Here is a 22,967-nt window from a genome sequence, read left to right on the forward strand (position 1 = left end):
CGGCGGCATGAGGGCGTGCGTCGCCGCACACGGCCGGCCGCGCGACAAGATCCTGCGTGATCGGCGTCGGCAGCGCTCGCTTCATTGCGCCGCACGCGGCTCGGGCAGTGCCTTGGCGCGGCGCGATGAGAATAGTCTCGACTGCATGGCGCAGGACGACGGCATCCGCAGCGGCAGCCCCCGAACCCCCGACGACGACCTCGCGCAGCAGGCGATCCAGCTCGTGCGCGCGTGGTTGCAGGCGTCGGCGTCGCGGGATGCCATCCCCGAGGCATCCAAACGCGATCCTGCGGCCGAGCGGCTGGCCGGTCTGCTCCGCGATCCGAAGGGGCTCGACTTCGCGGTGGGATTCGTCGACGGCGTCGCGCGCCCGCAAGACGTGTACGTGGCGGCGAAGAGCCTGCACGAGCTGGCGCGCTCGATTCCGCGCTTCCTGCCCTGGTACGAGCGCGTCGCGATCTCGGTCGGGGGGCTGATCGGCCCGGCGATCCCGTGGATCGTCATCCCGATCGCGCGCCGCGTGCTGCGTTCCATGGTCGGCCACCTCATCATCGACGCGTCCCCGGCGCGGCTGGGCGGCGCGATCGCGCACCTTCGCGACGGGATCGCGGTGCCGGGCGGGGCATCCGGCGGTCGCATCAGGCTCAACCTCAATCTGCTCGGTGAGGCCGTGCTCGGCGAGAACGAGGCGGACGCCCGCCTCGCCGGCACCCGCGAGCTGCTGGAGCGCGACGACGTCGACTACGTGTCGATCAAGGTCTCGAGCGTGGCTAGCCAGCTGTCGATGTGGGCGTTCGACGAGTCCGTCGCGCGGGTCGTGCAGCGGCTGCTCCCGCTCTACCTGTATGCGGCGTCGTCGCCGACACCGAAGTTCATCAACCTCGACATGGAGGAGTACCACGACCTCGACCTGACGATCGCGGTGTTCAAGCGCCTGCTGAGCGACAAGCGGCTGCTCGGCCTCGAGGCCGGCATCGTGCTGCAGGCCTACCTGCCCGACGCGCTGGATGCCCTCCAAGACCTCACAGAGTGGGCCCAGAACCGCAGGGCCGCCGGCGGCGCTCCCATCAAGGTGCGCATCGTCAAAGGCGCCAACCTGCCGATGGAGCGCGTGGATGCCGCGGTGCACGGCTGGCCGCTCGCCACCTACGACGGCAAAGTGCACACCGACGCCAACTACAAGCGGGTGCTCGACTGGGCGCTCACGGTGGAGCACACGCACGCCGTGAAGATCGGCGTCGCCGGGCACAACCTGTTCGACGTCGCGCACGCGTGGCTGCTTGCGCGCAGCCGTGGCGTGGACGACCGCATCGACTTCGAAATGCTGCTGGGCATGGCGGCACAGCAAGCGGATGCCGTCGCCCAGACCGTGGGCGGGCTCCTGTTGTACGCGCCCGTCGTGCATCCCAAGCAGTTCGACGTGGCCATCTCCTACCTCATGCGCCGGCTACAGGAGAACGCCGCCGACGAGGACTTCCTCTCCGCCGCGTTCGAGCTCGCGGAGCAGCCCGACCTGTTCGAACGCGAGAAGGCGCGATTCCTCGCTTCGGTCGCCGAATTCGAGGCGGATGCCGGTCCCCGCGGCCTCGCGCCGCTCCCGAACCGAAGACAGGACCGTGCCCGCGAGTGGGTCGAGACCGATCCGACGACGCTGTTCCATCCGCGGCCGGCGCCGGTCGACCCGGCGGCCGAGGCCGAGCAGGAGGGCCTGACCTCGGTCGTGCTAGGACTCGAGCGCGGCCATCGGCACAACGCGCTCTTTCCCACGACGGGAGTCGTGCTCGATCCCGAGGTGGCGCCCTTTTCCGAGGGCGACACCCTTCTCCCTGAGCGAGGCGATGCCGGCACCCTGCTCCCTGAGCGAGCCGATGGCGAGTGGGAGGCGGCCGCGGTCGTCGACCCTTCGACTCGCTTCGGTCGCTCGGGGGCCGCGGGGGAGGGCGCCACCGACGAGACGTTCCGCAACGAGTCCGACACCGACCCGTCGCTTCCGCCGAACCGGGTCTGGGGGCGCCGCATTCTGGCATCCGTGCCGTCATCCACGCTCGGCGAAGAGACGATCGCCGCTGCGCGCGTCGACGACGAACGGATGCTCGACCAGCTCCTGACGACCGTGCAGGCCACCGGAACGCACTGGGGCTCCATTCCCGGGAGTGCGCGCGCCGCGGCTCTCGATCGGGTCGGCTTGGCGCTCTCCGCCAACCGTGACCGGCTGATCGAGGTGATGGCGTCCGAGACCGGGAAGACGATCGCGGAGGCCGATCCGGAGGTCAGCGAGGCGGTCGACTTCGCGCACTACTACGCGGCGCGCGCCCGCGAGCTGGACACCGTGCAGGGCGCCACGTTCGTGCCGTCGAAGCTCACCGTGGCGGCGCCGCCGTGGAACTTCCCCGTCTCGATTCCCGCGGGCAGCGTGCTCGGTCCGCTCGCCGCGGGCAGCGGTGTGGTGCTGAAGCCGGCGCCGCAGGCCAGGCGCTGCGCGGCCGTGCTCGCGGAGTGCCTCTGGGAGGCGGGGATCCCGCGCGATCTGATGGCGCTGGCCGACGTGGAGGAGGGGCCGCTCGGGCAGGCGCTCATCGCGGATCCGCGCGTCGATCGTGTGATTCTCACCGGCGCGTACGACACGGCGAAGCTGTTCACGAGCTGGCGGCCCGACCTGCCGTTGCTCGCGGAGACGAGCGGCAAGAACGCCATCATCGTCACACCGAGTGCCGACGTCGACCTCGCCGTCGCCGACATCGTGAAGAGCGCGTTCGGCAACGTCGGGCAGAAGTGCTCCGCGGCGAGCCTGGTCATCCTGGTGGGGTCGATGGGCACGTCGCGCCGGTTCCTCGACCAGCTCGCCGACGCCGCGGAGAGCATCTACGTCGGCTGGCCCGAGCAGCCGGTGAGCTGGATGGGACCGCTCGTCGAGCCGGCGGAGGGCAAGCTCCTCTCCGCGCTCACCGAGCTCGCTCCCGGCGAGGAGTGGCTGGTGGCCCCGCGCAGGCTGGACGATTCCGGGCGGCTCTGGTCCCCGGGCATCCGCTCCGGCGTGCAGCCGGGCTCGTACTTCCACCAGACGGAGTTCTTCGGGCCTGTGCTCGGTGTCATGCACGCGCGCACGCTCGAGCAGGCGGTGGAGTGGCAGAACGGAGTGGACTACGGGCTGACGGCGGGCATCCATTCGCTGGATTCCGACGAGATCGAGTACTGGCTGGCGAGCGTCGAGGCGGGCAACCTGTACGTGAACCGCGGCATCACGGGCGCGATCGTGCAGCGGCAGCCGTTCGGCGGGTGGAAACGGTCGTCGGTGGGCGCCGGACACAAGGCGGGCGGGCCGAACTACCTGTTCGGGCTCGGGTCGTGGGCTCCGGATGCCGGTGCGTCCAGCAAGAGCCTCCACCTGCGTGGTCTGGACTCCCGCGTCTCGCGGCTGATCGAGTCGGGCCAGCCGTCGATGAGCTATGAGGAGTTCGACCTGGTGCGCCGTTCCGCGCTCAGCGACGCGATCGCGTGGGCGAGCGAGTTCGGGGTGGTGCACGACGATGCGAATCTCGGCGTGGAGCGCAACCTGTTCCGGTATCGACCGACGAAGGTGAGCATCCGGCTCGCCGAGGGCGCTGGGCTTCCGGCGCTCCTTCGCGTGCTCGCCGCCGCAGCACTGGTGCGCGGACGTTTCGACGTGAGCACGCCTACCCAGCTTCCGCGACCGCTGCGCGAGGCGCTCGCCGAGGTGGCCGCGGACGACGTCGTCGAGTCGGATGCCGGCTGGTTGCAGCGCGTGGCGACCTCCGGTGCCGCAGTGGATCCGGATGGCGAGGCGTCCGACCGCATCCGCCTCATCGGCGGCGACCCCGTGTCGCTCGCCCGGGCGCTCGGCGATCGCATCGACGTGGCCGTGTACTCGGGTCCTGTGACCGCCTCGGGCCGGGTCGAGCTGCTCCCGTTCGTGCGCGAGCAGGCGATCTCGATCACGAATCACCGCTTCGGCAGCCCCACCCGCCTCACCGACGACGTGATCTGAGCGCCGTCGCCTCTTCCCGGCCCGTGCTCGGCTCCGCGACGGCACTCACTCGGTTGGAACGGGCACTCAGGAATCGCTGCGAAACTGGCACGTGCCGCAAGAGCGGCTGACCGTTCCCTGGCAATGGGTCGGTGGCGACCCCGGTCGATACGTACGCACACAACGGGCGCAAGAGTGGGTCAACTGACCAACTAGTGGCGGGCATCCCAGACGGGCTCGATCGACCGAGATCCGCGTCAGCATGCGGCAGAACGCGGATGCCTGCGAGCGGCCGGCTGAGGCAGCCTCCTGTTCTCGAGGGTGTTCAGGGGTGCCCGAAATAGCGCCTGATCGGGAGTGGAGAACCTGAACGACCGCTGGCAAGCATTCGCGGCGATTGACCTACGGTGGACGGCGGCCGGCTGAGACCGGCTTTTCTTTTGCCCCCGAACGTTCGTGGGCGGTCGTACGTACGTGCGGACTGTCCCAGCAGGTCATTACTCATGCGCTTACCCTTCTCGACGTACGACAAGTCCCCGAACCCCGAAGCCCGAACCACCGAAGCCCGAGCCACCGAACCCCGAGCCACCGAACCCCGGACCCCGGGGATCCCGCGCGTGCACGGTGGTCACGCCCTCGCCGCCCAACGCCGTCGCCGCACGGGCCATCACCTGACGCTGGCCATCGCCGGCACCTCGTTCGGACTCATCGCGAGCCTGACGACCGCTCTTCCGTCCTACGCGGCGCACGCAGAGCCCCATCGGGCGGCGACAACGAACGTGTCGTCGAGCAAGCACGTGTCCGGCACCGAGTCCACGGTGCAAGCGCAGCGCGCGGCTCTGCACACCGCGATCCTGGCCGCCGCCTCTCACGGTGACGTCCAGAACCTGGATGTCTCGGCGAACGTCGCGACGCCCGCCGTCACCGCGGACACGTTCGCGACCGTGGACGTGCGAGCCATCCTGCAGCAGAAGTACGGCGTCACAGCGGCGATGGCGAGCCTGCTCGTCCCCAGCGACAACCCGAACGCACGCGCGGCGATCGTTTCCACGGCGCTGACCTATCTCGGCACGCCCTACGTTCTGGGCGGTGCTTCGCACAGCGGCATCGACTGCTCAGGGCTCACGATGGTGGCCTACGCGGCCGCGGGCATCAGCCTCGCGCATTACGTTCCCGCCCAGGATGCCGTCGGCACGCAGATCTCCGCGTCCGCCGCCCAGCCGGGCGACCTGGTCGTGTTCGACAGCGAAGAGCACATCGGCCTCTACATGGGCAATGGCATGGTGCTGCATGCGCCGACCGAAGGTCGCGATGTCGAGCTCGACCCCCTGACGGATTGGTCGGGCGAGGGCTACCACTTCACCCGCATCGTCTGAGGCGGTCGACGCGGCCTCTATCCGCTGTGGCGTGCAACGTTGGCGGCGCAACCGCCGGCGCGCACGCGTGCAGTCCCCGTTGTACAGCGGGCGATGGGTTTTGGCCCACGAGCTCGTCGCGAATGCGTAATTCGCGTCAATTGCGAGGTCGGTGCGAAGCAGCAGGCTCGGCGGCGATTCGGCGTCCGTGGAGACATAAACCACGAACCTCCGAGCGCTCTCAGTTGCGGAAAGTGATCATTCCGTTATCGTGGAACTCGGTCGGCTCAGCCGTCCGCATTTTGGGGGACACGGTAGTCCATTGCCCGTACCCCGTGTGCGGAGTAGTCAGGCTGGGAGCACATGGGTCGGAGAGCAGCGGTCGCGGCATCGGTCCGCGGCACGGCGTCGAACGCCGATCGCGTGCCCGACTCCTCCGGCGATGAAGCCCTCGACGCTTTCGCGAGTCTCTTCTCCGAGGATGCCCCCACACCCTCTCCCGAGTCCGCCGCGCCTCAGCCCGCCTCGTCTCGGCGTGCCGCCGCGCCCGTCTCGTCTCAGCGTGCCGCCGCCCCGGGCCCCGCGGCCCCCGCGAGCACTCGCGCGCCAGCTCCTGTGGTGGACAGTGCTACCCCGGTCCTGCCTGCGGCCGCGGCCCTGCCGGCGCCCGCGGCCCCGCCGGCAATTCCGACCTCCGGGCCTGCGCCCGCACCACTCTCGCGCCGCGCCGCCCGCGAACGCGAACGAGAACGCACCTCCGGTGAAGCGCAGCCGCACCGCGATGCCTCGGCCCCGGCTTCGGCTTCGGCTTCGGGGCCGTATCCGTCTCGGCGCGCGTTGCGCGAGGCGGCGCACACCCGCGGCGAAGCATTCACGGCAGAGCGCCCGTCGACCGCTGGGCCTTCGCCCGACGCTGCGCTTTCGCCCGACGCCGCGCTTCGGACGGGGTCGAGGCTCTCGCCCGAGTCGGCATCGACACCTCAGCCGGCTGCTCCGCGGGCCCCGAGCGCTGTGCAGGCTCCGAGTGGAGCGCCCACGCCGCCGAGCGTTGCGCCCGCTCCACAGAATGCTGAGCCTGTCCGGCCGAGCGTCGGACGGGCCGACGGCGCCACCGCCTTCAGTCGGCGCGCAGAGCAGCCGGCCGAGCCCCGCGCATCCGCTCACCCCCGCACACACCGGGCGCCGAAGTCTCGCCGTCCGGCGCTCATCGCGGGGAGCGCCGCCGTTGCCCTCATCCCCGGACTCATGTTCGCCGCGCCGGCGAACGCCGCCGAGCCGCTCACTCCGCAGCAGCTCAAGGACACGATCGCCAGCAACTCGAAGATCCTCGCGCAGAAGCTCACGGTTTCTTCCTCGGTCGCCGGCAACAGCGTGCAGACCGAGAACTACGCCGCGGGCGCGCTCGCGGGCATCGTCGCCGCGGAGTCCGGTCCGGACGGCGCCAACGTCGCGCTGGCACTCGCGGCGGCCTTCAAGAACGGGGGTGCTCGCGAGCGGATCGTCGAGAAGGCGCTGACCTACCTGGGCGACCCGTATGAGCTCGGCGGTGCATCCCACTCCGGCATCGATTGCTCGGGCCTCACCATGGTCGCGTACGCGACCGCGGGGGTGTCACTCGTGCACTACGTGCCGTCGCAAGACGCGGTCGCCACCCCTATCGGCGAAGCCGACGCCCAGCCCGGCGACCTCGTGTTCTTCAACGACGACGAGCACGTCGCGCTCTACCTCGGCGCGGGCATGATCATCGAGGCTCCGGACTACGGCATCCCCGTGCGCATCGTGTCACTCGATACCTGGTCTGGCATCGGCTATCACTTCGGTCGGATTCTCAACGACTGAGCCGAGCGACTGAGGCACGCGACTCAGCCGCGCCACCGAGGCACGCGACTCAACCGTGCCACTGAGGCACGCGACTCAACCGTGCCACCGAGGCACGCGACCGAGGCAAACACTGAGCCGTGCAACCGAGTCGGCGGTCGAGCGCGGCGCCTGAGCTACGCCGTCGCCGACCCGACCGGCCACTCCACCACGACCGTCAGTCCGCCCGTGGGGCTCGGCGAGAAGCGGATGTCGCCGCGCGAGGCATCCACCAGCGCCGCTACGATCGCCAGGCCCAGCCCGCTGCCGGTCGTCGTGTTGCGTGCGGCGTCGACGCGCGTGAAGCGGTCCAGCGCGATCGGCACGAAGTCCGCCGGCATACCCGGTCCGTCGTCGACGATGGTGAGCCTCACGGTGTCGCCGGAGCGATCCAGCCGCGCCGTTATCGTTCCGGCGCCCTTGGCGACGCCGATCGCCGTGATCGAGTTCGAGATGAGGTTGTCGACCACCCGGCCGAACTCCTGCGCGGAGAGCGCGATGGTGTCGGCGGCGGGCACGTCGGCCGCGACGTCGAAGTCGATCACGCACTGGATGCCGCGCATCGCCGACGCCTGCCGCATGCGGTCGATCGCCGCCGCGATCTCGCCCTCGAGCTCGGCCCACGTCGCGGATCCGCGGTGGCCGTGCGCATCGATGCGGGAGAGCTCCAGAAGATTCGTGGCCAGCGTCGACAGTCGCAGCACCGTCTGCTGGGCCTGCCGCACGTCCGCGAGCAGAGCGCCGGCGTCGCCGGCATCCAGCTCCGCGAGCTCGAGCTCGCCTCGCAGCACGGCCAGCGGCGTGCGCAACTCGTGGCTGGCATCCGACACCAGCTGCTTCTCGCGGTCGGCGGATGCCCGCAGCGCGTCGATCAGACCGTTCAACGTCACGGCCAGCGCGGCCAGCTCGTCGCGCACGGGCGGCACCTCGAGCAGCTCACCGGCCGGACCGACGTCGGAACCCGCCACGCCGTAACCCATCGCAGCGGAGGCCCTGCCCGACGCCCGAGCACCGGGCGGATCGCCGCGTCGCATCGAGTTCGCCTCGGCGCGCGACTGGCGCCGGGCGAGCTCGTCGGCCTGCCGGCGCATCACGTTCACCGGCCGCAGCGCCGTGCGAGCCAGGATGAACGACGCCAGCGTGAAGCAGGCCACGAGCACGGCGGCCCCGATGATCAGCGCCACGCTGAGCCGGGTGAGCACGAGCGCGTTGGCGTCTTCGTTGCGAGCACTCACGACGTGGAACGTGCCCGCCGAGGTCGCCACGGGCGAGGCGCGCACGATGTAGCGCCGGCCGTCGGAGGTGACCTCCGTGATCGCCTCGACGCCCGTGAAATCCACGCGGCCGTCGGGACGCAACGATTTCGGCAGGCTCGACATGCGCACGTCGCCGGAGGGGGAGACTATCGCCACGTACTGGCCCTCGCCGGGCGCGGCGTCGATGTCGGTCGGATGATTGCGCAGCTGCTGCTCGAACGGTTCCGCGTCGTGCCGCAGAAGCGTCACCGTCGCGTCATCGAGGATGGCGCTCACGCCGAGCCGGATGCCGATCACCGCGATCACGCCGATCAGAACGGCGACCACGAAACTGCCCACCGTGATGCGGGCCGTGATGGAGAGGCGGCCGGAGATGGAGCGCAGCCAGTTCACCGGCCCGGTTCGGCCGACAGGGTGTGCTCAGGCGCATCGAGCGTCTCGAGCCGATACCCCAGGCCGCGCACGGTGGCGATGCGGATGCCCGTGGTCGACGCGTCCAGCTTGCGCCGCACGTATGAGACGTACTGGTCGAGCACGTTCTGGTCGATGTGCTCGTGGCCTCCCCAGATCTCGTCGAGGATGTCGTTGCGCGTCACCATGTCGCCGGCGTGCGTCGCCAGCAGGCGCACGAGCGAGAACTCGCGCGGGCTGAACGCCACCTGCTTGCCGTTCACGCTCGCCTTGTGCTCGAGCGAGTCGATCGTGAGGTTGCCGACGCGCAGGGTCGGCTTGGCCGAGGCATCGCGTCGAAGCAGCGCGCGCAGCCGCGCGGCGAGCTCCGCGAACGCGAACGGCTTCGTCAGGTAGTCGTCGGCACCGGAATCGAGCCCGAAGACCCGGTCCTCGACCGCGTCGCGCGCGGTGAGCAGCAGGATCGGCATGGTGCGTCCGGACTCGCGCACCCGCCGGCACAGCTCGAATCCGCTCATTCCCGGCAGCATCACGTCGACCGCGAGTGCGTCGATGGTGTTGTCGCGCAGGGTGATCAGGGCATCCACGCCGTTGTCCACGGCGATCACGTCGTACCCCTCGGCGATCAGGCCGCGTCGCAGCAGCCGGGCCATGTCGGGGTCGTCCTCCACCACCAGAAGGTGTGCGGTCACTTCGTCCACGGCCCCATCGTCACAGAATCCGCTGAGCAGGTCGAGAGCGTCTCCTATGGATCCGTTCAGGCAGGCGGTCGTACGGCACGGTCAATCCGCATCCCGGTGCACGAGCCACGACAGCACGATCGCGCTGCGCGTGTGGTCGACGCTGGGCGCGACGCGCACGCGTTCGAGGGCGGCCTCGAGGCTCGGGATGTCGCGGGAGCGAATGCGGAGCATCGCGTCGGCGCTTCCCGAGACGGTGCACGCCTCGGCCACCTCGGGCACGGCGGAAAGGATGCGCTGCAACTCGCTCGGCGCGACGGTGCCCCGGCAGAACAGCTCGACGTACGCCTCGGTGCTCATGCCGTCGATCGTCGGATCGACGTTCACCGTGAACGAGCGGATCACGCCGTCGGCGACGAGCCGGTCGATGCGACGCTTCACCGCCGAGGCGGACAGTCCGACACGCGAGCCGATGTCACCGTAGGAGGCGCGGGAGTTCTCACGCAGGAGGTCGATGATGCTGCGATCCAGGTTGTCCACGCGGTCATTCTAGGTGGAAACATTGCGTGAGTGCGACCATTTGCGCACGAATCATGCGGTCTGTGGCAGACACCACGCAAGATCCCGATGCGAGACTGGAAAGCATGACGGCTATCGACTCCACTGACGCACGCCTTCGCTCGGCAACGGCGGAACGGGCATCCGATTCCGCAGCGATGAGCGCGACGGATGCTTCGGTGCAGGCGGATGCCGCGCCTCACCGTGCGCCGTCTCACCGCACCTATCTGATGTGCCGGCCCGAACACTTCACGGTGTCGTACCGGATCAACCCGTGGATGCACCCGCAGGATCCGACGGATACAAACCTCGCGGTGCGGCAGTGGAACACGTTGTACGAGACCTTCGTGGGGCTCGGCCACGACGTGCACCTGATCGACCCTATCGCCGGCCTCCCCGACATGGTCTATACCGCGAACGGGGGCTTCGCTATCGACGGCGTCGCGTACGGCGCACTCTTCACCTACCCGCAGCGCGCACCGGAGGGGCCGGCGTTCATGCGCTGGTTCGCCGAGCACGACTTCCGCGTCGTAGAGCCGGAGCGCGTGAACGAGGGCGAGGGCGACATCCTGCTGGTCGGCTCACGCATTCTGGCCGGCACCGGTTTTCGCAGCAGCATCGAGAGCCACGACGAGCTGCGTCGCGTCTTCGACCGCGAGGTCGTGAGCCTCACACTGGTCGACCCGCGCTTTTACCACCTCGACACCGCGCTGGCCGTGCTCGACCCGCTGAAGGACGACGAGCACGCGAACATCGCGTACGTGCCCGCCGCGTTCGACGAGAAGAGCCGCCGCACGCTCGAGCGGCTCTACCCCGACGCGATCATCGTGAGCGAAGAGGATGCGGGCATCCTGGGGCTCAATTCCATCTCAGACGGTTACAACATCGTCATCGCCAAGCGCGCTGTCGGGTTCGAGAAGCAGCTGCGCGAGCGCGGCTACAACCCGATCGGCGTCGACCTGTCCGAACTTCTCCTGGGAGGAGGCGGCGTGAAATGCTGCACTCTGGAACTTCGCCGCTGACATCGGGCGCACTCGACGGGACCGCCGCCGGGGTGCCGGCCGAGGCATCCGCGGGCGAGCCCAACGCCCCGGGACTGCTACGACTCGAAGACGAGCACGCTGCGCATAACTACGCACCGCTGCCGGTCGTGATCGCCTCGGGCGAGGGCGCCTGGGTGACGGACGTCGACGGCGCGCGCTACCTGGACTGCCTCGCCGCGTACTCTGCGGTGAACTTCGGCCATTCGAACCCGCGACTCGTGGCGGCCGCGAAGGCGCAGCTGGATCGCATCACGCTGACCAGCCGGGCGTTCCACCACGATCTGCTCGGGCCGTTCGTCACCGAACTGGCGGAGTTGTGCGGCAAGGAGATGGTGCTGCCCATGAACACGGGCGCCGAGGCGGTGGAAACCGGCATCAAGGTCGCACGCGCATGGGGTTACCGAGTGAAGGGCGTGGCGCCCGACGAGGCGAACATCGTCGTCTTCCACGGCAACTTCCACGGCCGCACGACCACCATCGTGGGGTTCAGCGACGACCCGGATGCGCGCGACGGCTTCGGTCCGTTCACGCCGGGCTTCCGTTCGGTTGCCTACGGCGACGCCGCGGCCGTGGCGGAGGCCATCGACGAGAACACTGTGGCCGTGCTCGTCGAGCCGATCCAGGGCGAGGCCGGCGTGATCGTGCCGCCGGACGACTTCCTGCCGGAGGTGCGCCAGCTCTGCACCGAGAACGACGTGCTGCTCGTCGCCGACGAGGTGCAGTCCGGGCTGGGCCGCGTCGGCGAGACGTTCGCCTGCTCGCTGTGGGGTGTGGTGCCCGATGTGTACCTGCTCGGCAAGGCGCTCGGCGGCGGCATCATGCCCGTCTCGGCTGTGGTCGCGGACCGCGACATCCTCGAGGTGATCCGCCCGGGCGAGCACGGCTCCACCTTCGGCGGCAATCCGCTGGCCTGCGCCGTCGGGCTCGAAGTGATCCGGATGCTCGCCACCGGCGACCCGCAGCGTCGCGCTCGCGAGCTGGGCGAGCGCCTGCGCGGCGCGCTCGAACGGCTGATCGGACGGGGCGTCACCGCCGTGCGCGGTGCCGGACTGTGGGCGGGCGTCGACGTCGACCCCGCGATCGGTACGGGACGGGAGCTCTCCGAGCGGCTGATGCGCCGCGGCATCCTGGTGAAGGACACGCACGGCGTGACGATCCGCTTCGCACCGCCGCTCGTGGTGGAGCCCGCCGACCTCGACTGGGCGGTCACCGAGCTCGCGGCCGCGCTCGCCGAGTAACGCGCCCTGCGCCCCTGCCCTCGCTCAGTGAGCACAGTGTCAGCTCAGAAATCCACGAGGCGCACGCCCAACCACTCGGCGAGGTCGGCGATCTCGGCCCGCACCATCTCGTCCTCTTCGGGCTCGAACGGGATGAGCTGGTGTACGGCGTTCACCCGCAGCACGGCGTTCTCCCTGTCGACCGCGGCATCCAGCAGCCCCATGAACATGTCGCCGATCAGGATCGGGTGCGCGAAGAACCCGTACTTGCGCTGCGCCTTCGGCTTGAACTGCTCGAGCACGTACTCGAAGTCGAAGATCTCGCGCAACCGCGGCCGATCGAAGAGCGCGCCGTCGTACGGATTCAGGATGGCGACCCGTCCGTCGCTCTCGTCGTCGAGCGCCGCGATCGCCTGCGGGTCGACGCGGAACTTCCAGCTCGACCCTTCGACACTCGCCGGCTCGCCGGCCTGGCCGACGGGCGTCCAGGGCGACTTCTGCTTCGCGATTCCGGCCGCCTGCAGCCGGCGCTCGGCGAGCATGACGGATGCCTCGTCTTCCGTATATTCCGGAACGTCCTGCGGGTAGACCCGCTCGGCGAGATCCCAGATGCGGTGGCGGCCCGCCCGCCCGACGATCGCGACCTCCCCCTGATGCGCGAGGAAGTCGAGCATGTGCGGAACCTGATTGGGTCCGTACCAGCCGCCGTCGTTGTTGCGCGCGACCTCGGCGGTGTCCGGGATCTGCGCGGCGAGCAGCGGGCCTTCCGCGCGGAGGCGGGCGAGGACATCCGCGCGGAACTTCGTGTTCGCCTCCAGCCACTGCCTGCTGCTCGCGCGCTTCGGCCACGTGCGCATCGAGGGCATCAGGAGGGGAAGCATGCTCATCGGGCGAAAAGTGCCGTCGAGCTCGAACATGGCCCGGTCGAGCTCGACGGCCTTCGTCAGCTGGCCCGGCTCGTACGACCAGCCGATGCGGGACCACAACGTGGTGTGCTGGCACGGGGCGATCACCGCGGTCGGGTCGATCTTGATGGCCAGCAGCTGCTCCGCCACCTCGACGACATCGCTCGGCCGCTCGGCGTCGAGCAGCTGGGCGCGCACCGCGATGCGCCGCGCCTCGTCGCGGGTGAGGGCGTGAACCACGTGACCGAGGCTAGTCGCGAGCACTGACAGGCTGCGCTTGTTCAGGGATGAGGGCAACAATGGGCGCATGGCCAACGACGTCGACGCTCTGGTTTCGCAACTGACACTCGAAGAGAAGGCCGCGCTCGTCACGGGCGACGGATTCTGGCACACGCGTGCGATCGAGCGGCTGGGCATCCCGGCCATCACGCTCGCCGACGGGCCGCACGGTGTGCGGCGGCAGCCGCCAGAGCAGGAGAACGGCATCGGCGGCAGCTACCCGGCCACCTGCTTCCCGCCCGCGGTCGGGCTGGCATCCACGTGGGACGCCGACCTCGTCACCCGCGTCGGCGAGGCGCTCGGCGAGGAGTCCAACGCGCTCGACGTGCAGGTGCTGCTCGGTCCGGGCATCAACATCAAGCGCTCCCCGCTGTGCGGCCGCAACTTCGAGTACTTCTCCGAGGACCCGCTGATCGCCGGCTCGCTCGGTGCGGCGCTGATCCGCGGCATCCAGTCGCAGGGTGTTGGAACGTCGCTCAAGCACTACGCCGCCAACAGCCAGGAGACCGATCGCTTCCGGGTGAGCGCCGAGCTGGACGAGCGCACGCTCCGCGAGATCTACCTCGCCGGCTTCGAACGCGCGGTGAAGGATGCCTCACCCGCCACGGTCATGGCCGCCTACAACAAGATCAACGGCGTGTACGCCACCGAAGACCACTGGCTGCTCACCGAGGTGCTGCGCGACGAGTGGGGCTTCGACGGCGTCGTCGTCTCCGACTGGGGTGCGGTGAACGACCGGGATGCCGGAGTCGCCGCGGGCCTCGACCTCGAGATGCCCGAGTCGCAGGCAGGCCCGGAGGCGATCGTCGCCGCGGTGCGCTCCGGGTCCCTGGACGAGACGGCTCTGGATGCCGCGGTCCGCAACGTGCTGAGGCTCGTCTTCGATCACGCCCACCTCGTCGCCGACGGCTCGCACGCGCTCAAGGTGCCCGACGACATGGTCAATGCCCACCACGAGCTCGCGAAGGAGGCCGCGTCGCGAGCGGCGGTGCTGCTGAAGAACGAGGACGACATCCTGCCGCTGAACGCCGGGTCGCGCATCGCGGTGATCGGCGAGTTCGCGCGGAACCCCCGGTACCAGGGCGCGGGCAGCTCGCAGATCGAGCCGACCCGACTCGACGACGCGCTCACCGGCATCCGGTCCATGGCGGCGGGAGTCACGTTCGCCCGGGGCTTCACGCTCGACGGGAGCGCAGATGCTGCCGAGCTGGCGCACGAGGCGGTGGCCGTGGCATCCGACGCGGAGGTCGTCGTCGTGTTCCTCGGGCTCCCGTCGGCGGCCGAGTCGGAGGGATACGACCGCGAGCGCATCGATTTGCCGGCGAACCAGGTCGCACTGCTGGCGCAGGTCGCACAGGCGAACCCGAACGTCGTGGTGGTGCTGTCGAACGGCTCGGCAGTGCGCATCTCGGACTGGGAGGGCGGCGCCCGCGCCATTCTCGAAGGCTGGTTGCTCGGCCAGGCGGGCGGTGCGGCGATCGCGGACATCCTGTTCGGCGTCACGAACCCGTCGGGCCGGCTCGCCGAGACGATCCCGGTGAAGCTCGAGGACAACTCCGCGTTCCTCGACTACCCGGCACGCGGCGGCCGCCTCGAGTACGGCGATGGCGTGTTCGTCGGCTACCGCTGGTACGACGCGCGCGAGCTGCCGGTCGACTACCCGTTCGGGCACGGCCTGTCGTACACGACGTTCGAGTACTCGGGCCTGTCGATGAGCGTGGATTCGGAGGATGCCGACCTCGCCGTCCACGTGTCCGTCACCGTCACGAACACCGGCTCGGTGACCGGGCGTGAGGTGGTGCAGGTGTACGTGGCCGCGCCGAGCGAGCACGTGCGCCGGCCCGCGAAGGAGCTGCGCGGCTTTCGTGTTGTCACGCTCGAGCCGGGGGAGAGCCAGGAGGTCGACCTCACGCTCGCCTATCGCGACTTCGCCTACTTCCACCCGACGCTGAAGCGGTGGCACGTGGAGAGCGGGCCGGTGGAGATCCTGGTCGGGGCGAGCTCGCGGGACATCCGCGAGACGGGCAGCGTGGAGTTGCGGGTGCACGAGGCCGTGGCGCCGCTCGACCGCCAGTCGTCGCTGGCGGAGTGGCTGAGGCATCCGGCCGGCAAGCAAGTGATCGCCGGGCTGGTGCAGCAGGCGGCCGCCGACAACCCGGAGGCCGCGGCCCTGTTCGAGAGCGAGGAGATGATCGCGATGATGGGCTCGATGCCGCTGCGCAGAATCGGCCGCTTCCCGGGCATCGGGCTCACCGACGACATGGTCGACGGCTTGATCGCGCAGGCGAACGCGGCGGGCTAGACCGCCGGCCGGTCGTCGGCCCCCAAAACCGCCGTCCCGGTTCGAAGTCAAAAAGTGCGAAATGAATGACGCGCCTCTGCATTATTTGACTTCGAAACGGCACTTCGACCGGAGTGCCGCTCGTGATCCGGGCGACTCGGCCGACCTGACGGCTCCATCGGCGGCGGCTCAGGTCAGACGTTCGCGGAGAGCCCGGTGAAGCACCCCGATGAACACCGTCGGGTCGCGCAAGTCGTCGTCCGTCACGCGGATCACCCGCCAGCCTGCGTCTTCGAGCAGTGTGATGCGACGAAGATCCGACCGCCATCGACGTTTACTCTGGCGATGCCCGTCGCCCTCGTATTCGATAGCGATCTTGGCTTTCGGGTAGCTGAGATCGGGATGCAACGACAAGCCGCCTGCCACCGTCACGGCATACCCGATGACGGGCTCGGGCAGCCTCGCGGCCAAGATCACCAGGCGCAACTGCGATTCGCGCGGAGAATCGACGCCGGTGCGGATCCGGAGAAGCGCCCACCGGATCGCCACGGCCCCCGGTTGACGACCAAATCGTTCGCCCGCAACCGCGAGCTCCTGTCGTGTGTTGAGCGGGGGTGTTCTCCTGTTGCCCGGAAGTCTCCGGCCAGAGATGAGATAGTCGCCGGCCGCGACCAGATCTTCTCGAGAGAGCACCGCCGCGATCTGGCACCACGTTTCCGCCGGTGAGGTGACGAGCACCTCGCCGACCGCATACGGCGTCGCGCTTCGCATCACGTGCCCGATGACTCCCCGTGTGCGCGGGCGGGTTCCGCCCACCGTCGCGACGTGGATCACCGTCGAGCGCTCGAGCTCGAGCGGGAGCGGGATGCCCAGCAACTGCGCGGCTGTCGGGCCGCAGAACAGTTGATCACTGCGCAAGCGGGGTGCATACATCCGCACTCGGTCGAAGGCATCGTCAAAGCGGAGGCCGACGCTGCGCACCCCGTGGTACGGCGCATCCAGGGCGGAAGAGCGCAGCTCGCCCGGCGAGAGTTCGTGGAAGTCACGTTCCGAGACATGGAACGACGTCCCGCGCAGGGTGGGCGGAATTCGGGTGCGTCGCGGCATGCGAAGAGTGTGGCGTCTCGGGATGCCATCCCGCTCGGCCTCTCCACAGGCCGGCCTCTCGGGCGCCTGCGCTTCGACGCCGTGAGCCATCGACGCCTTCGGGTGATCGATCGGCTGTCGATCGGCTGAAAGTCAAAGAATGCACGATACCGTCCCACAATTCGCGATTTTTGACCGCGAAACGGCATCTCGACCTTGGCCGGGGGGCGACCTGGAAGTGGCGGCTGACCGAAGCGAGCCGGACGCGGGTTCGACGACAAAGGGGTGGCTCGACGCGAAGCGGGTGAAGTGAGGCGAACAGGGGGCGATGGTGCCTGCGGCATCCGTCGCGGACGGGTTTAGCCTGTGGGCATGAGTGCGGACGCGGGGGCGCCGACCGACACGACGCGTGACAAGCACGAGAAGACCTTCCTGGGGCAGCCCAGGTCGCTCGCCAACATCTTCGGGGTGGAGATGTGGGAGCGGTTCTCCTTCTACGGCATGCAGGGCATCCTGCTGCTCTATCTCTATTTCTCGGTGGCCGACGGCGGTCTCGCGATGCCGAAACCCATGGCATCCGGGATCGTGGGCGCGTACGGCGGTGCCGTCTACCTCTCCACCATCCTGGGCGCGTGGGTCGCCGATCGTCTCGCGGGCTCGGAACGCGTGCTGTTCTACAGCGCGATCGTCATCATGTGCGGTCACCTGTCGCTGGCGATCCTGCCCGGCTACGCGGGCCTCGGAGTGGGGCTCATCCTCATCGCGGTGGGCTCGGGCGGGCTGAAGGCCAACGCCACGACGGTCGTCGGCACGCTCTATTCCGACGACGACCCGCGACGGGATGCCGGTTTCTCCGTCTTCTATCTGGGCATCAACCTCGGCGCGTTCTTCGGTCCGCTCCTGACCGGACTGCTGCAGTCGACGATCGGCTTCCACTACGGATTCGGGCTCGCCGCACTCGGCATGGCCATCGGCCTGGTGCAGTACTCGTTCGGCCGCAAGCGGCTGCCGAAGGAAGCCGGCATCGTGCCGAACCCGCTGCCGCGTTCGCGCTACGGGCTCTGGGTCGGGATCGCCTGCGCTGGCGTCGTCGTGATCGTGGCGCTCGTGCTGGTCGGCGTCATCAGCGCGACCAACCTGTCCCTGGTCGTCATCATCGTGACCATCGCTGCGGCCGTCGCGTACTTCGCGGTCATCCTGAGCAGCAGGCTGACGGATGTCGAGCGCAGCCGAGTCTTCGCGTTCATCCCGTTGTTCATCGCGAGCGCGGCGTTCTGGTCCCTCTATCAGCAGCAGTTCACCGTGGTGACGATCTATTCGGACGAGCGCCTCGATCGCGACCTGTTCGGCTGGGAGTTCCCGATCTCGTGGGTGCAGTCGATCAACCCGATCTTCATCATCATCCTGAGCGGTGTGTTCGCTGCCATCTGGACGAAGATGGGCGAGCGGCAGCCGTCCACCCCGATGAAGTTCGCGCTCGGCACGGCCGTGATGGGCGTCGCGTTCCTGTTGTTCCTGCCGTTCGCCGGCGGGGGCGCGAACAGCACTCCCCTGCTGGCGATGGTGGGCATCCTTTTCGTCTTCACCATCGCGGAACTGCTGCTGTCACCCGTGGGACTCTCGGTGTCGACCAAGCTGGCGCCGGCACGGTTCCACGCGCAGATGGTGGCGCTGTTCTTCCTCTCGGTCGCCCTCGGCACCGCGTTGAGCGGGCAGCTCGCCGAGCTCTACTCGACGAAGACGGAGGGCGTCTATTTCGGTGTGCTGGGAGCGATCGCCATCGCGATCGGCATCGTGCTCGGGGCGATGACTCCGTGGCTGCGGCGGATCATGCGCGGAGTGCGTTAGGCGGCGCCGTCGACGCCCACCGGCATGCCCTCGCTCGCCGACAACGTTCGCAGCGCGTACTGATCGCCGCGCCCGGTGGATGGACGGGCGCCGAGCGAAGCGCCGCCGGGCAGCCGGCTAGAGCCTGGTGAGGAACCAGATGGAGACGCCGGTACCGACCGCGAGCGCGACACCGCCGGTGACGATGCCGACCAATGCGAAGGTGCGCGGACGACCGCCGAGGTAACCGACGATCCCGAGGCCTATTGCGACGAACGCGGGCAACCAGGCCGCGAGGCTGAGCCCCGGGATGATGGCGAACACGACGGCGACGATGCCGATGATCATGGCGATCAGGCCGAACTTCGCGCGCGGGTTGCCGACCGGCTGCCCTGGGGCGGAGTTGCCGAGCGCCCAGCGGATGCTCGCCGCGTCCGGCGCCGGCGATTGTCCCTGTCCCTGCGTCTGTCCCTGGGTCTGGGCCGGCGCCCCGCCTTGCCCGAACGGCATCGTGTAGCCGACGGGCGGAGCGGGAGTGGACTGCGGTGCCTCAGGCGTGGCGGACGGCGCTGCCTGCGGTGTCGCGTACGGCGCACCGTATCCGGGCGCGGCGTACGGTGCCGCAGGGGCGGCATAGAAGGGCTGGGGCGGGTCGTACGAGGTCGACCGTGTGGCATCAGGAGCCGACTGTTCGGCGACCGCGGGTTGCGGCGCCCCGTACGGGGCCTGCGACGACGAAGAGACGGGCGGCGCACCGATGACCTGGGCGCCATCGCTCGCCGCGGCCCTGCCGCCGTATGCCGGATCGGAGGCGCTGGGCAACGGCGAGGTGCTTGCGGGACGCATGATGGTGGCATCCTCGATGTCCGATGCCGACGACGGCACCGACACGGACGCGTCGAACGCGGCAGGGCTCTCGTGGTGCACGACGCGCGAGATGCCGGTCCACTCGGTTCCCGACCAGTAGAGCTCTTCCGCGTCGTTCCACGGGTTCGGGTACCAGCCCGCGGGGATCTCTGCCGTCATGCGAGGAATCCTAACGTCTGTCGTGCCCCGCAGAGGGGACAGGAACGTTCGGAGCCCGCGCCACCGGACGAACGCGAAGCCGAGCGCTGTACGTTGGTGAGTCCGTGGACGATCCGTCGACGCCGCATCTGCTGCTTCGCCGTCGGACGTGGCATGCAGAGCGAGGACACCATGAAGATTTCCGTGATCGGATGCGGCTACCTCGGAGCCGTGCACGCCTCGGCGATGGCGAAGCTCGGGCACGACGTGGTCGGCATCGATGTCGACGGGGCGAAGGTCGCGCGGCTCTCGGCCGGAGAACCGCCGTTCTTCGAGCCCGGGCTCGCCGAACTGCTGACCGCCTCGATCGCGTCCGGGCGTCTTAGGTTCACGACCGACCCGGCCGCCGCCGCAGCCGCCGAGGTGCACTTCGTCGCCGTCGGCACACCGCAGACCCGTGACGGCCATGCCGCAGACCTGCGCTACGTGAACGCCGCGATCGACTCGCTCTTCCCGCATCTGAGCCCGGGCGACACCGTCGTGGGCAAGAGCACCGTCCCCGTCGGCACGGCCGCGCAGCTCGCGGAGCGGGTGCGCACCACCGGTGCCCGCCTGGCATGGAACCCGGAGTTCCTGCGCGAGGGCTACGCCGTTCACGACACCATCGAGCCCGACCGGCTGGTGTACGGCGTCGAGAACGGCGACGAGGCATCCGTCGCGGTGCTCGACACCGTCTTCGCCCACGCGCTCGAGCTCGGCACGCCCCGCATCGTCACCGACTTCGCCACGGCCGAGCTCGTGAAGGTGTCGGCGAACGCGTTCCTCGCGACCAAGATCTCGTTCATCAACGCCATGTCCGAGATCGCGGAGGCCGCCGGCGCCGACGTGACGCAGCTCGCGGATGCCATCGGTCACGACGCGCGCATCGGCCGCCGCTTCCTGAGTGCCGGCGTCGGTTTCGGCGGCGGGTGCCTGCCCAAAGACATCCGCGCCTTCACCGCCCGTGCCGAGGAACTCGGCCGTGGCGAGTCGGTCGCGTTCCTCAAGGAGGTCGACGCGATCAACCTGCGCCGCCGTCAGCACGTCGTCGAGCTCGCGGTGGACGAGCTCGGCGGATCGGTCGTGGGGCGCAAGATCGCCGTGCTCGGCGTCACATTCAAACCGCACTCCGACGACGTGCGCGACTCCCCGGCGCTCGACGTGGCCGTGTCGCTCAAGGGACTCGGTGCGAACGTGGTGGCGACCGACCCGAAGGGGATCGAGAACGCGAGGGCACGGCATCCGCAGCTCGACTACGTGGAGAACCTCGAGGATGCTCTGCGCGGAGCCGATCTCGTGATCCTCGTCACCGAGTGGCCCGAGTACACCGGTCTCGACCCGGCGGCGACGTGGGAGTCGGTGGCGGGCGCCGTGATCATCGATGGGCGCAACGCGCTCGATCCCGACGCGTGGACGGCCGCCGGGTGGCGTTACCGCGGCATGGGGCGTCGCTGACTGGAGGCAGGGCCGTCGGTGCTCTGAGACGGCGTGCGCGTGACAGCACGTGACGAATGGTCGGATGTCTTCGCGTGCAGTCAATAGGCTGGTGCGATGTTCACCGATCTGCCCGAACACGAGCTTGTTCAGTACACCAGCGACCAGCGCGACCCCGACGACTTCGACGAGTTCTGGGCCAAGACGCTCGACGACGCCCGCTCCTTTCCCCTCGACGTCGTTCTGGCGCCCGTCGAGACCGGCCTGACCACGATCGACACCTTCGATGTGACGTTCCCGGGCTTCCACGGCCAGCCGATCAAGGCATGGCTGCGCCTGCCGGCCGGTGCGAGTGGCCCGCTGCCCACTGTGGTGCAATACCAGGGCTACGGCGGCGGCCGCGGACACGTTCTCGAGAACCTGATGTGGGCATCCGCGGGCTATGCGCACCTGTTCATGGACATCCGCGGCCAGGGTTCGGGCTGGGGTCTCGGTGACACGGCCGACCCCGAAGGCAGCGGTCCCGCGTTCCCCGGCGTCATGACCCGCGGCATCGAGAGCCCCGACACCTACTACTACCGTCGCGTGTTCACGGATGCCGTGCGTGCGGTCGAGGCCGCTCGCTCGCTCGACATCGTCGACTCCGGCCGCGTGATCGTGACGGGAGGCAGCCAGGGCGGCGGCATCACCCTCGCGGTGGCCGGCCTCGTGCCCGACCTTGCCGGGGCGTTCGCGCGCGTGCCGTTCCTCTGCGACTTCCCGCGGGCATCCGTCATCACCGACGCACACCCCTACAAAGAGATCGGCAGCTACCTGGCCGTGCACCGCGACCGCGTCGCGGCAGTGCACAACGTGCTGAGCTATTTCGACGGGGTCAACTTCTCCAAGCGCGCCAAGGCTCCGCTGTGGGTGTCGGCCGCGCTGATGGATGCCACCTGCCCGCCTTCCACGGTCTTCGCCGCGTTCAACGCCTACGCCGGCGCCTCGAAGGAGATCAAGGTCTGGCCCTACAACGGCCACGAGGGCGGCGGTCTCGAAGACGAGCTGTGGTTCCTGCAGGTGGTGCGCGGGCTGCTCTGACCGCGGCGGTGTCGGCACCGACGCTACGGTTCTGGCACCGGCGCTACGGTTCTGGTGCCGGCGTCGGCGTCAACCTCTCAGCCCCTTCAGCCGGGCCGAACGATCCGTCAGCGGATCCCTCAGCGGCTCGGGTACGTTTCACGGCGATGGACACGTACACGTTTCTCGGGCTGCCGCTGCACATCCTGCTCGTGCACGCGGTGGTGGTGCTCGTGCCGCTGACTGCCCTCGCCGTCGTGCTGCACGGGCTGTGGCCGGCAGCCGCGCGCCGACTCGGGATCGTGACACCGCTCGCCGCGCTCGTCGTTCTCGTGCTGACGCCGATCACCGTGAACGCAGGCCAGGCGCTGGAGACCGAGGTCCCGGTGACGGCCGCGGTGCAGCAGCACGCGGATCTCGGGAACACTCTGCTCGGCTGGGTGATCCCGCTCTTCATCGTGGCGGTGGCCGTGTGGTGCTGGACGCGGTTCGCCGAGCACGCACTCGCCGCACGCATGACGCCGACCGCCGTGCTGGGCATCCGGCTGCTGATCGGGATCGCGGCGATCGTCGTCGCCGTGGGATCGGTGATCGACGTCGTCCTGATCGGGGATGCCGGTGCTCGCGCCGTGTGGGGGCACCTCGGTCTCGGCGGTTGAGCGAGCCGCCCCTGGTCGGCGAGCGGGTCGC

16 protein-coding genes are annotated in these 22,967 nt (G+C 69.3%); 10 read left to right on the forward strand and 6 right to left on the reverse strand.

Features of this window, described 5'->3' with window-relative positions; all coding sequences use genetic code 11:
* Nucleotides 1–145 precede the first annotated feature (145 nt).
* The 3 genes from H623_RS0105025 (at nt 146) to H623_RS0105035 (ending at nt 7,179) form a co-directional block, all read left to right on the forward strand.
* Entirely contained in the window at nt 146–4,006 is a 3,861-nt protein-coding gene (locus H623_RS0105025) for a proline dehydrogenase family protein (protein WP_022899856.1), read from the forward strand.
* A gap of 596 nt (nt 4,007–4,602) precedes the next feature.
* Nucleotides 4,603–5,361: a C40 family peptidase gene (locus H623_RS21370; RefSeq protein WP_022899857.1), complete on the forward strand. Its 759-nt coding sequence runs from the start codon at nt 4,603–4,605 to the stop codon at nt 5,359–5,361.
* A 1,224-nt stretch (nt 5,362–6,585) separates the two neighbouring features.
* Entirely contained in the window at nt 6,586–7,179 is a 594-nt protein-coding gene (locus H623_RS0105035) for a C40 family peptidase (protein ID WP_022899858.1), read from the forward strand.
* A gap of 155 nt (nt 7,180–7,334) precedes the next feature.
* Here the strand turns inward: H623_RS0105035 and H623_RS0105040 are convergent, their stop codons facing one another.
* The 3 genes from H623_RS0105040 to H623_RS0105050 form a co-directional block, all read right to left on the reverse strand.
* Entirely contained in the window at nt 7,335–8,846 is a 1,512-nt protein-coding gene (locus H623_RS0105040) for a sensor histidine kinase (RefSeq protein ID WP_022899859.1), read from the reverse strand.
* Nucleotides 8,843–9,565, reverse strand: a complete 723-nt coding sequence (locus tag H623_RS17885) for a response regulator transcription factor (RefSeq protein WP_022899860.1) — start codon at nt 9,563–9,565, stop codon at nt 8,843–8,845. The genes H623_RS0105040 and H623_RS17885 overlap by 4 nt, the downstream gene beginning before the upstream one ends.
* Before the next feature lie 81 nt (nt 9,566–9,646).
* Nucleotides 9,647–10,084, reverse strand: coding sequence for an Lrp/AsnC family transcriptional regulator (locus tag H623_RS0105050; RefSeq protein ID WP_022899861.1), 438 nt, complete (start codon nt 10,082–10,084; stop codon nt 9,647–9,649).
* A 176-nt stretch (nt 10,085–10,260) separates the two neighbouring features.
* On the opposite strand from H623_RS0105050, the gene ddaH reads away from it, so the two are divergent.
* Together ddaH and rocD are read left to right on the forward strand one after the other, a co-directional pair.
* The gene (gene ddaH, locus H623_RS0105055; RefSeq protein WP_026939933.1) at nt 10,261–11,124 is read left to right on the forward strand and encodes a dimethylargininase; all 864 of its coding nucleotides are present in this window, start codon (nt 10,261–10,263) and stop codon (nt 11,122–11,124) included.
* Nucleotides 11,097–12,383: an ornithine--oxo-acid transaminase gene (gene rocD / locus H623_RS0105060; protein WP_022899863.1), complete on the forward strand. Its 1,287-nt coding sequence runs from the start codon at nt 11,097–11,099 to the stop codon at nt 12,381–12,383. The genes ddaH and rocD overlap by 28 nt, the downstream gene beginning before the upstream one ends.
* Nucleotides 12,384–12,427: 44 nt before the next feature.
* Here the strand turns inward: rocD and H623_RS0105065 are convergent, their stop codons facing one another.
* A complete protein-coding gene (locus tag H623_RS0105065) occupies nt 12,428–13,507 on the reverse strand; it encodes a DNA glycosylase AlkZ-like family protein (RefSeq protein WP_026939935.1) in 1,080 nt (359 codons plus the stop codon).
* A 67-nt stretch (nt 13,508–13,574) separates the two neighbouring features.
* Between H623_RS0105065 and H623_RS0105070 the strand changes: the two genes are divergently transcribed.
* Nucleotides 13,575–15,848, forward strand: a complete 2,274-nt coding sequence (locus H623_RS0105070; protein ID WP_022899865.1) for a glycoside hydrolase family 3 C-terminal domain-containing protein — start codon at nt 13,575–13,577, stop codon at nt 15,846–15,848.
* A 168-nt stretch (nt 15,849–16,016) separates the two neighbouring features.
* On the opposite strand, the gene H623_RS17890 is transcribed toward H623_RS0105070, so the two are convergent.
* On the reverse strand, nt 16,017–16,934 hold the full coding sequence (locus H623_RS17890) for a PDDEXK family nuclease (protein ID WP_051143086.1): 918 nt from the start codon (nt 16,932–16,934) through the stop codon (nt 16,017–16,019).
* 351 nt (nt 16,935–17,285) lie between these two features.
* On the opposite strand from H623_RS17890, the gene H623_RS0105085 reads away from it, so the two are divergent.
* Nucleotides 17,286–18,761, forward strand: coding sequence for a peptide MFS transporter (locus tag H623_RS0105085; RefSeq protein WP_033371411.1), 1,476 nt, complete (start codon nt 17,286–17,288; stop codon nt 18,759–18,761).
* A gap of 117 nt (nt 18,762–18,878) precedes the next feature.
* Here H623_RS0105085 and H623_RS0105090 read toward each other — a convergent pair whose 3' ends face one another.
* Nucleotides 18,879–19,766 (reverse strand): hypothetical protein, encoded by an 888-nt coding sequence (locus H623_RS0105090; protein WP_022899868.1) that lies wholly within the window; start codon nt 19,764–19,766, stop codon nt 18,879–18,881.
* Between the two features lie 171 nt (nt 19,767–19,937).
* Here H623_RS0105090 and H623_RS0105095 point away from each other — a divergent pair, with 171 nt between their 5' ends.
* From H623_RS0105095 to H623_RS0105105, 3 genes are all read left to right on the forward strand, one after another.
* A complete protein-coding gene (locus H623_RS0105095) occupies nt 19,938–21,239 on the forward strand; it encodes a UDP-glucose dehydrogenase family protein (RefSeq protein ID WP_026939936.1) in 1,302 nt (433 codons plus the stop codon).
* Nucleotides 21,240–21,335: 96 nt separating this feature from the next.
* Nucleotides 21,336–22,298: an acetylxylan esterase gene (locus tag H623_RS0105100; protein WP_022899870.1), complete on the forward strand. Its 963-nt coding sequence runs from the start codon at nt 21,336–21,338 to the stop codon at nt 22,296–22,298.
* A 146-nt stretch (nt 22,299–22,444) separates the two neighbouring features.
* Complete coding sequence (locus tag H623_RS0105105) at nt 22,445–22,936, forward strand: hypothetical protein (RefSeq protein ID WP_022899871.1); 492 nt, start codon at nt 22,445–22,447, stop codon at nt 22,934–22,936.
* Nucleotides 22,937–22,967 lie beyond the last annotated feature (31 nt).

Source organism: Humibacter albus DSM 18994, from assembly GCF_000421825.1.
Lineage (GTDB): Bacteria > Actinomycetota > Actinomycetes > Actinomycetales > Microbacteriaceae > Humibacter > Humibacter albus.

What these genes read in the sequence shown, in the direction of transcription:
- H623_RS0105085 (WP_033371411.1), top strand. Translation starts at nt 17,286, where the DNA reads ATGAGTGCGGACGCGGGGGCGCCGACCGACACGACGCGTGACAAGCAC.
- ddaH (WP_026939933.1), top strand. Translation starts at nt 10,261, where the DNA reads ATGAGCGCGACGGATGCTTCGGTGCAGGCGGATGCCGCGCCTCACCGT.
- H623_RS0105090 (WP_022899868.1), bottom strand. Translation starts at nt 19,766, where the DNA reads ATGACGGCAGAGATCCCCGCGGGCTGGTACCCGAACCCGTGGAACGAC.
- H623_RS17890 (WP_051143086.1), bottom strand. Translation starts at nt 16,934, where the DNA reads ATGCCGCGACGCACCCGAATTCCGCCCACCCTGCGCGGGACGTCGTTC.
- H623_RS0105035 (WP_022899858.1), top strand. Translation starts at nt 6,586, where the DNA reads ATGTTCGCCGCGCCGGCGAACGCCGCCGAGCCGCTCACTCCGCAGCAG.
- H623_RS0105105 (WP_022899871.1), top strand. Translation starts at nt 22,445, where the DNA reads ATGGACACGTACACGTTTCTCGGGCTGCCGCTGCACATCCTGCTCGTG.
- H623_RS0105100 (WP_022899870.1), top strand. Translation starts at nt 21,336, where the DNA reads ATGTTCACCGATCTGCCCGAACACGAGCTTGTTCAGTACACCAGCGAC.
- H623_RS0105025 (WP_022899856.1), top strand. Translation starts at nt 146, where the DNA reads ATGGCGCAGGACGACGGCATCCGCAGCGGCAGCCCCCGAACCCCCGAC.
- rocD (WP_022899863.1), top strand. Translation starts at nt 11,097, where the DNA reads ATGCTGCACTCTGGAACTTCGCCGCTGACATCGGGCGCACTCGACGGG.
- H623_RS0105095 (WP_026939936.1), top strand. Translation starts at nt 19,938, where the DNA reads ATGAAGATTTCCGTGATCGGATGCGGCTACCTCGGAGCCGTGCACGCC.
- H623_RS0105070 (WP_022899865.1), top strand. Translation starts at nt 13,575, where the DNA reads ATGGCCAACGACGTCGACGCTCTGGTTTCGCAACTGACACTCGAAGAG.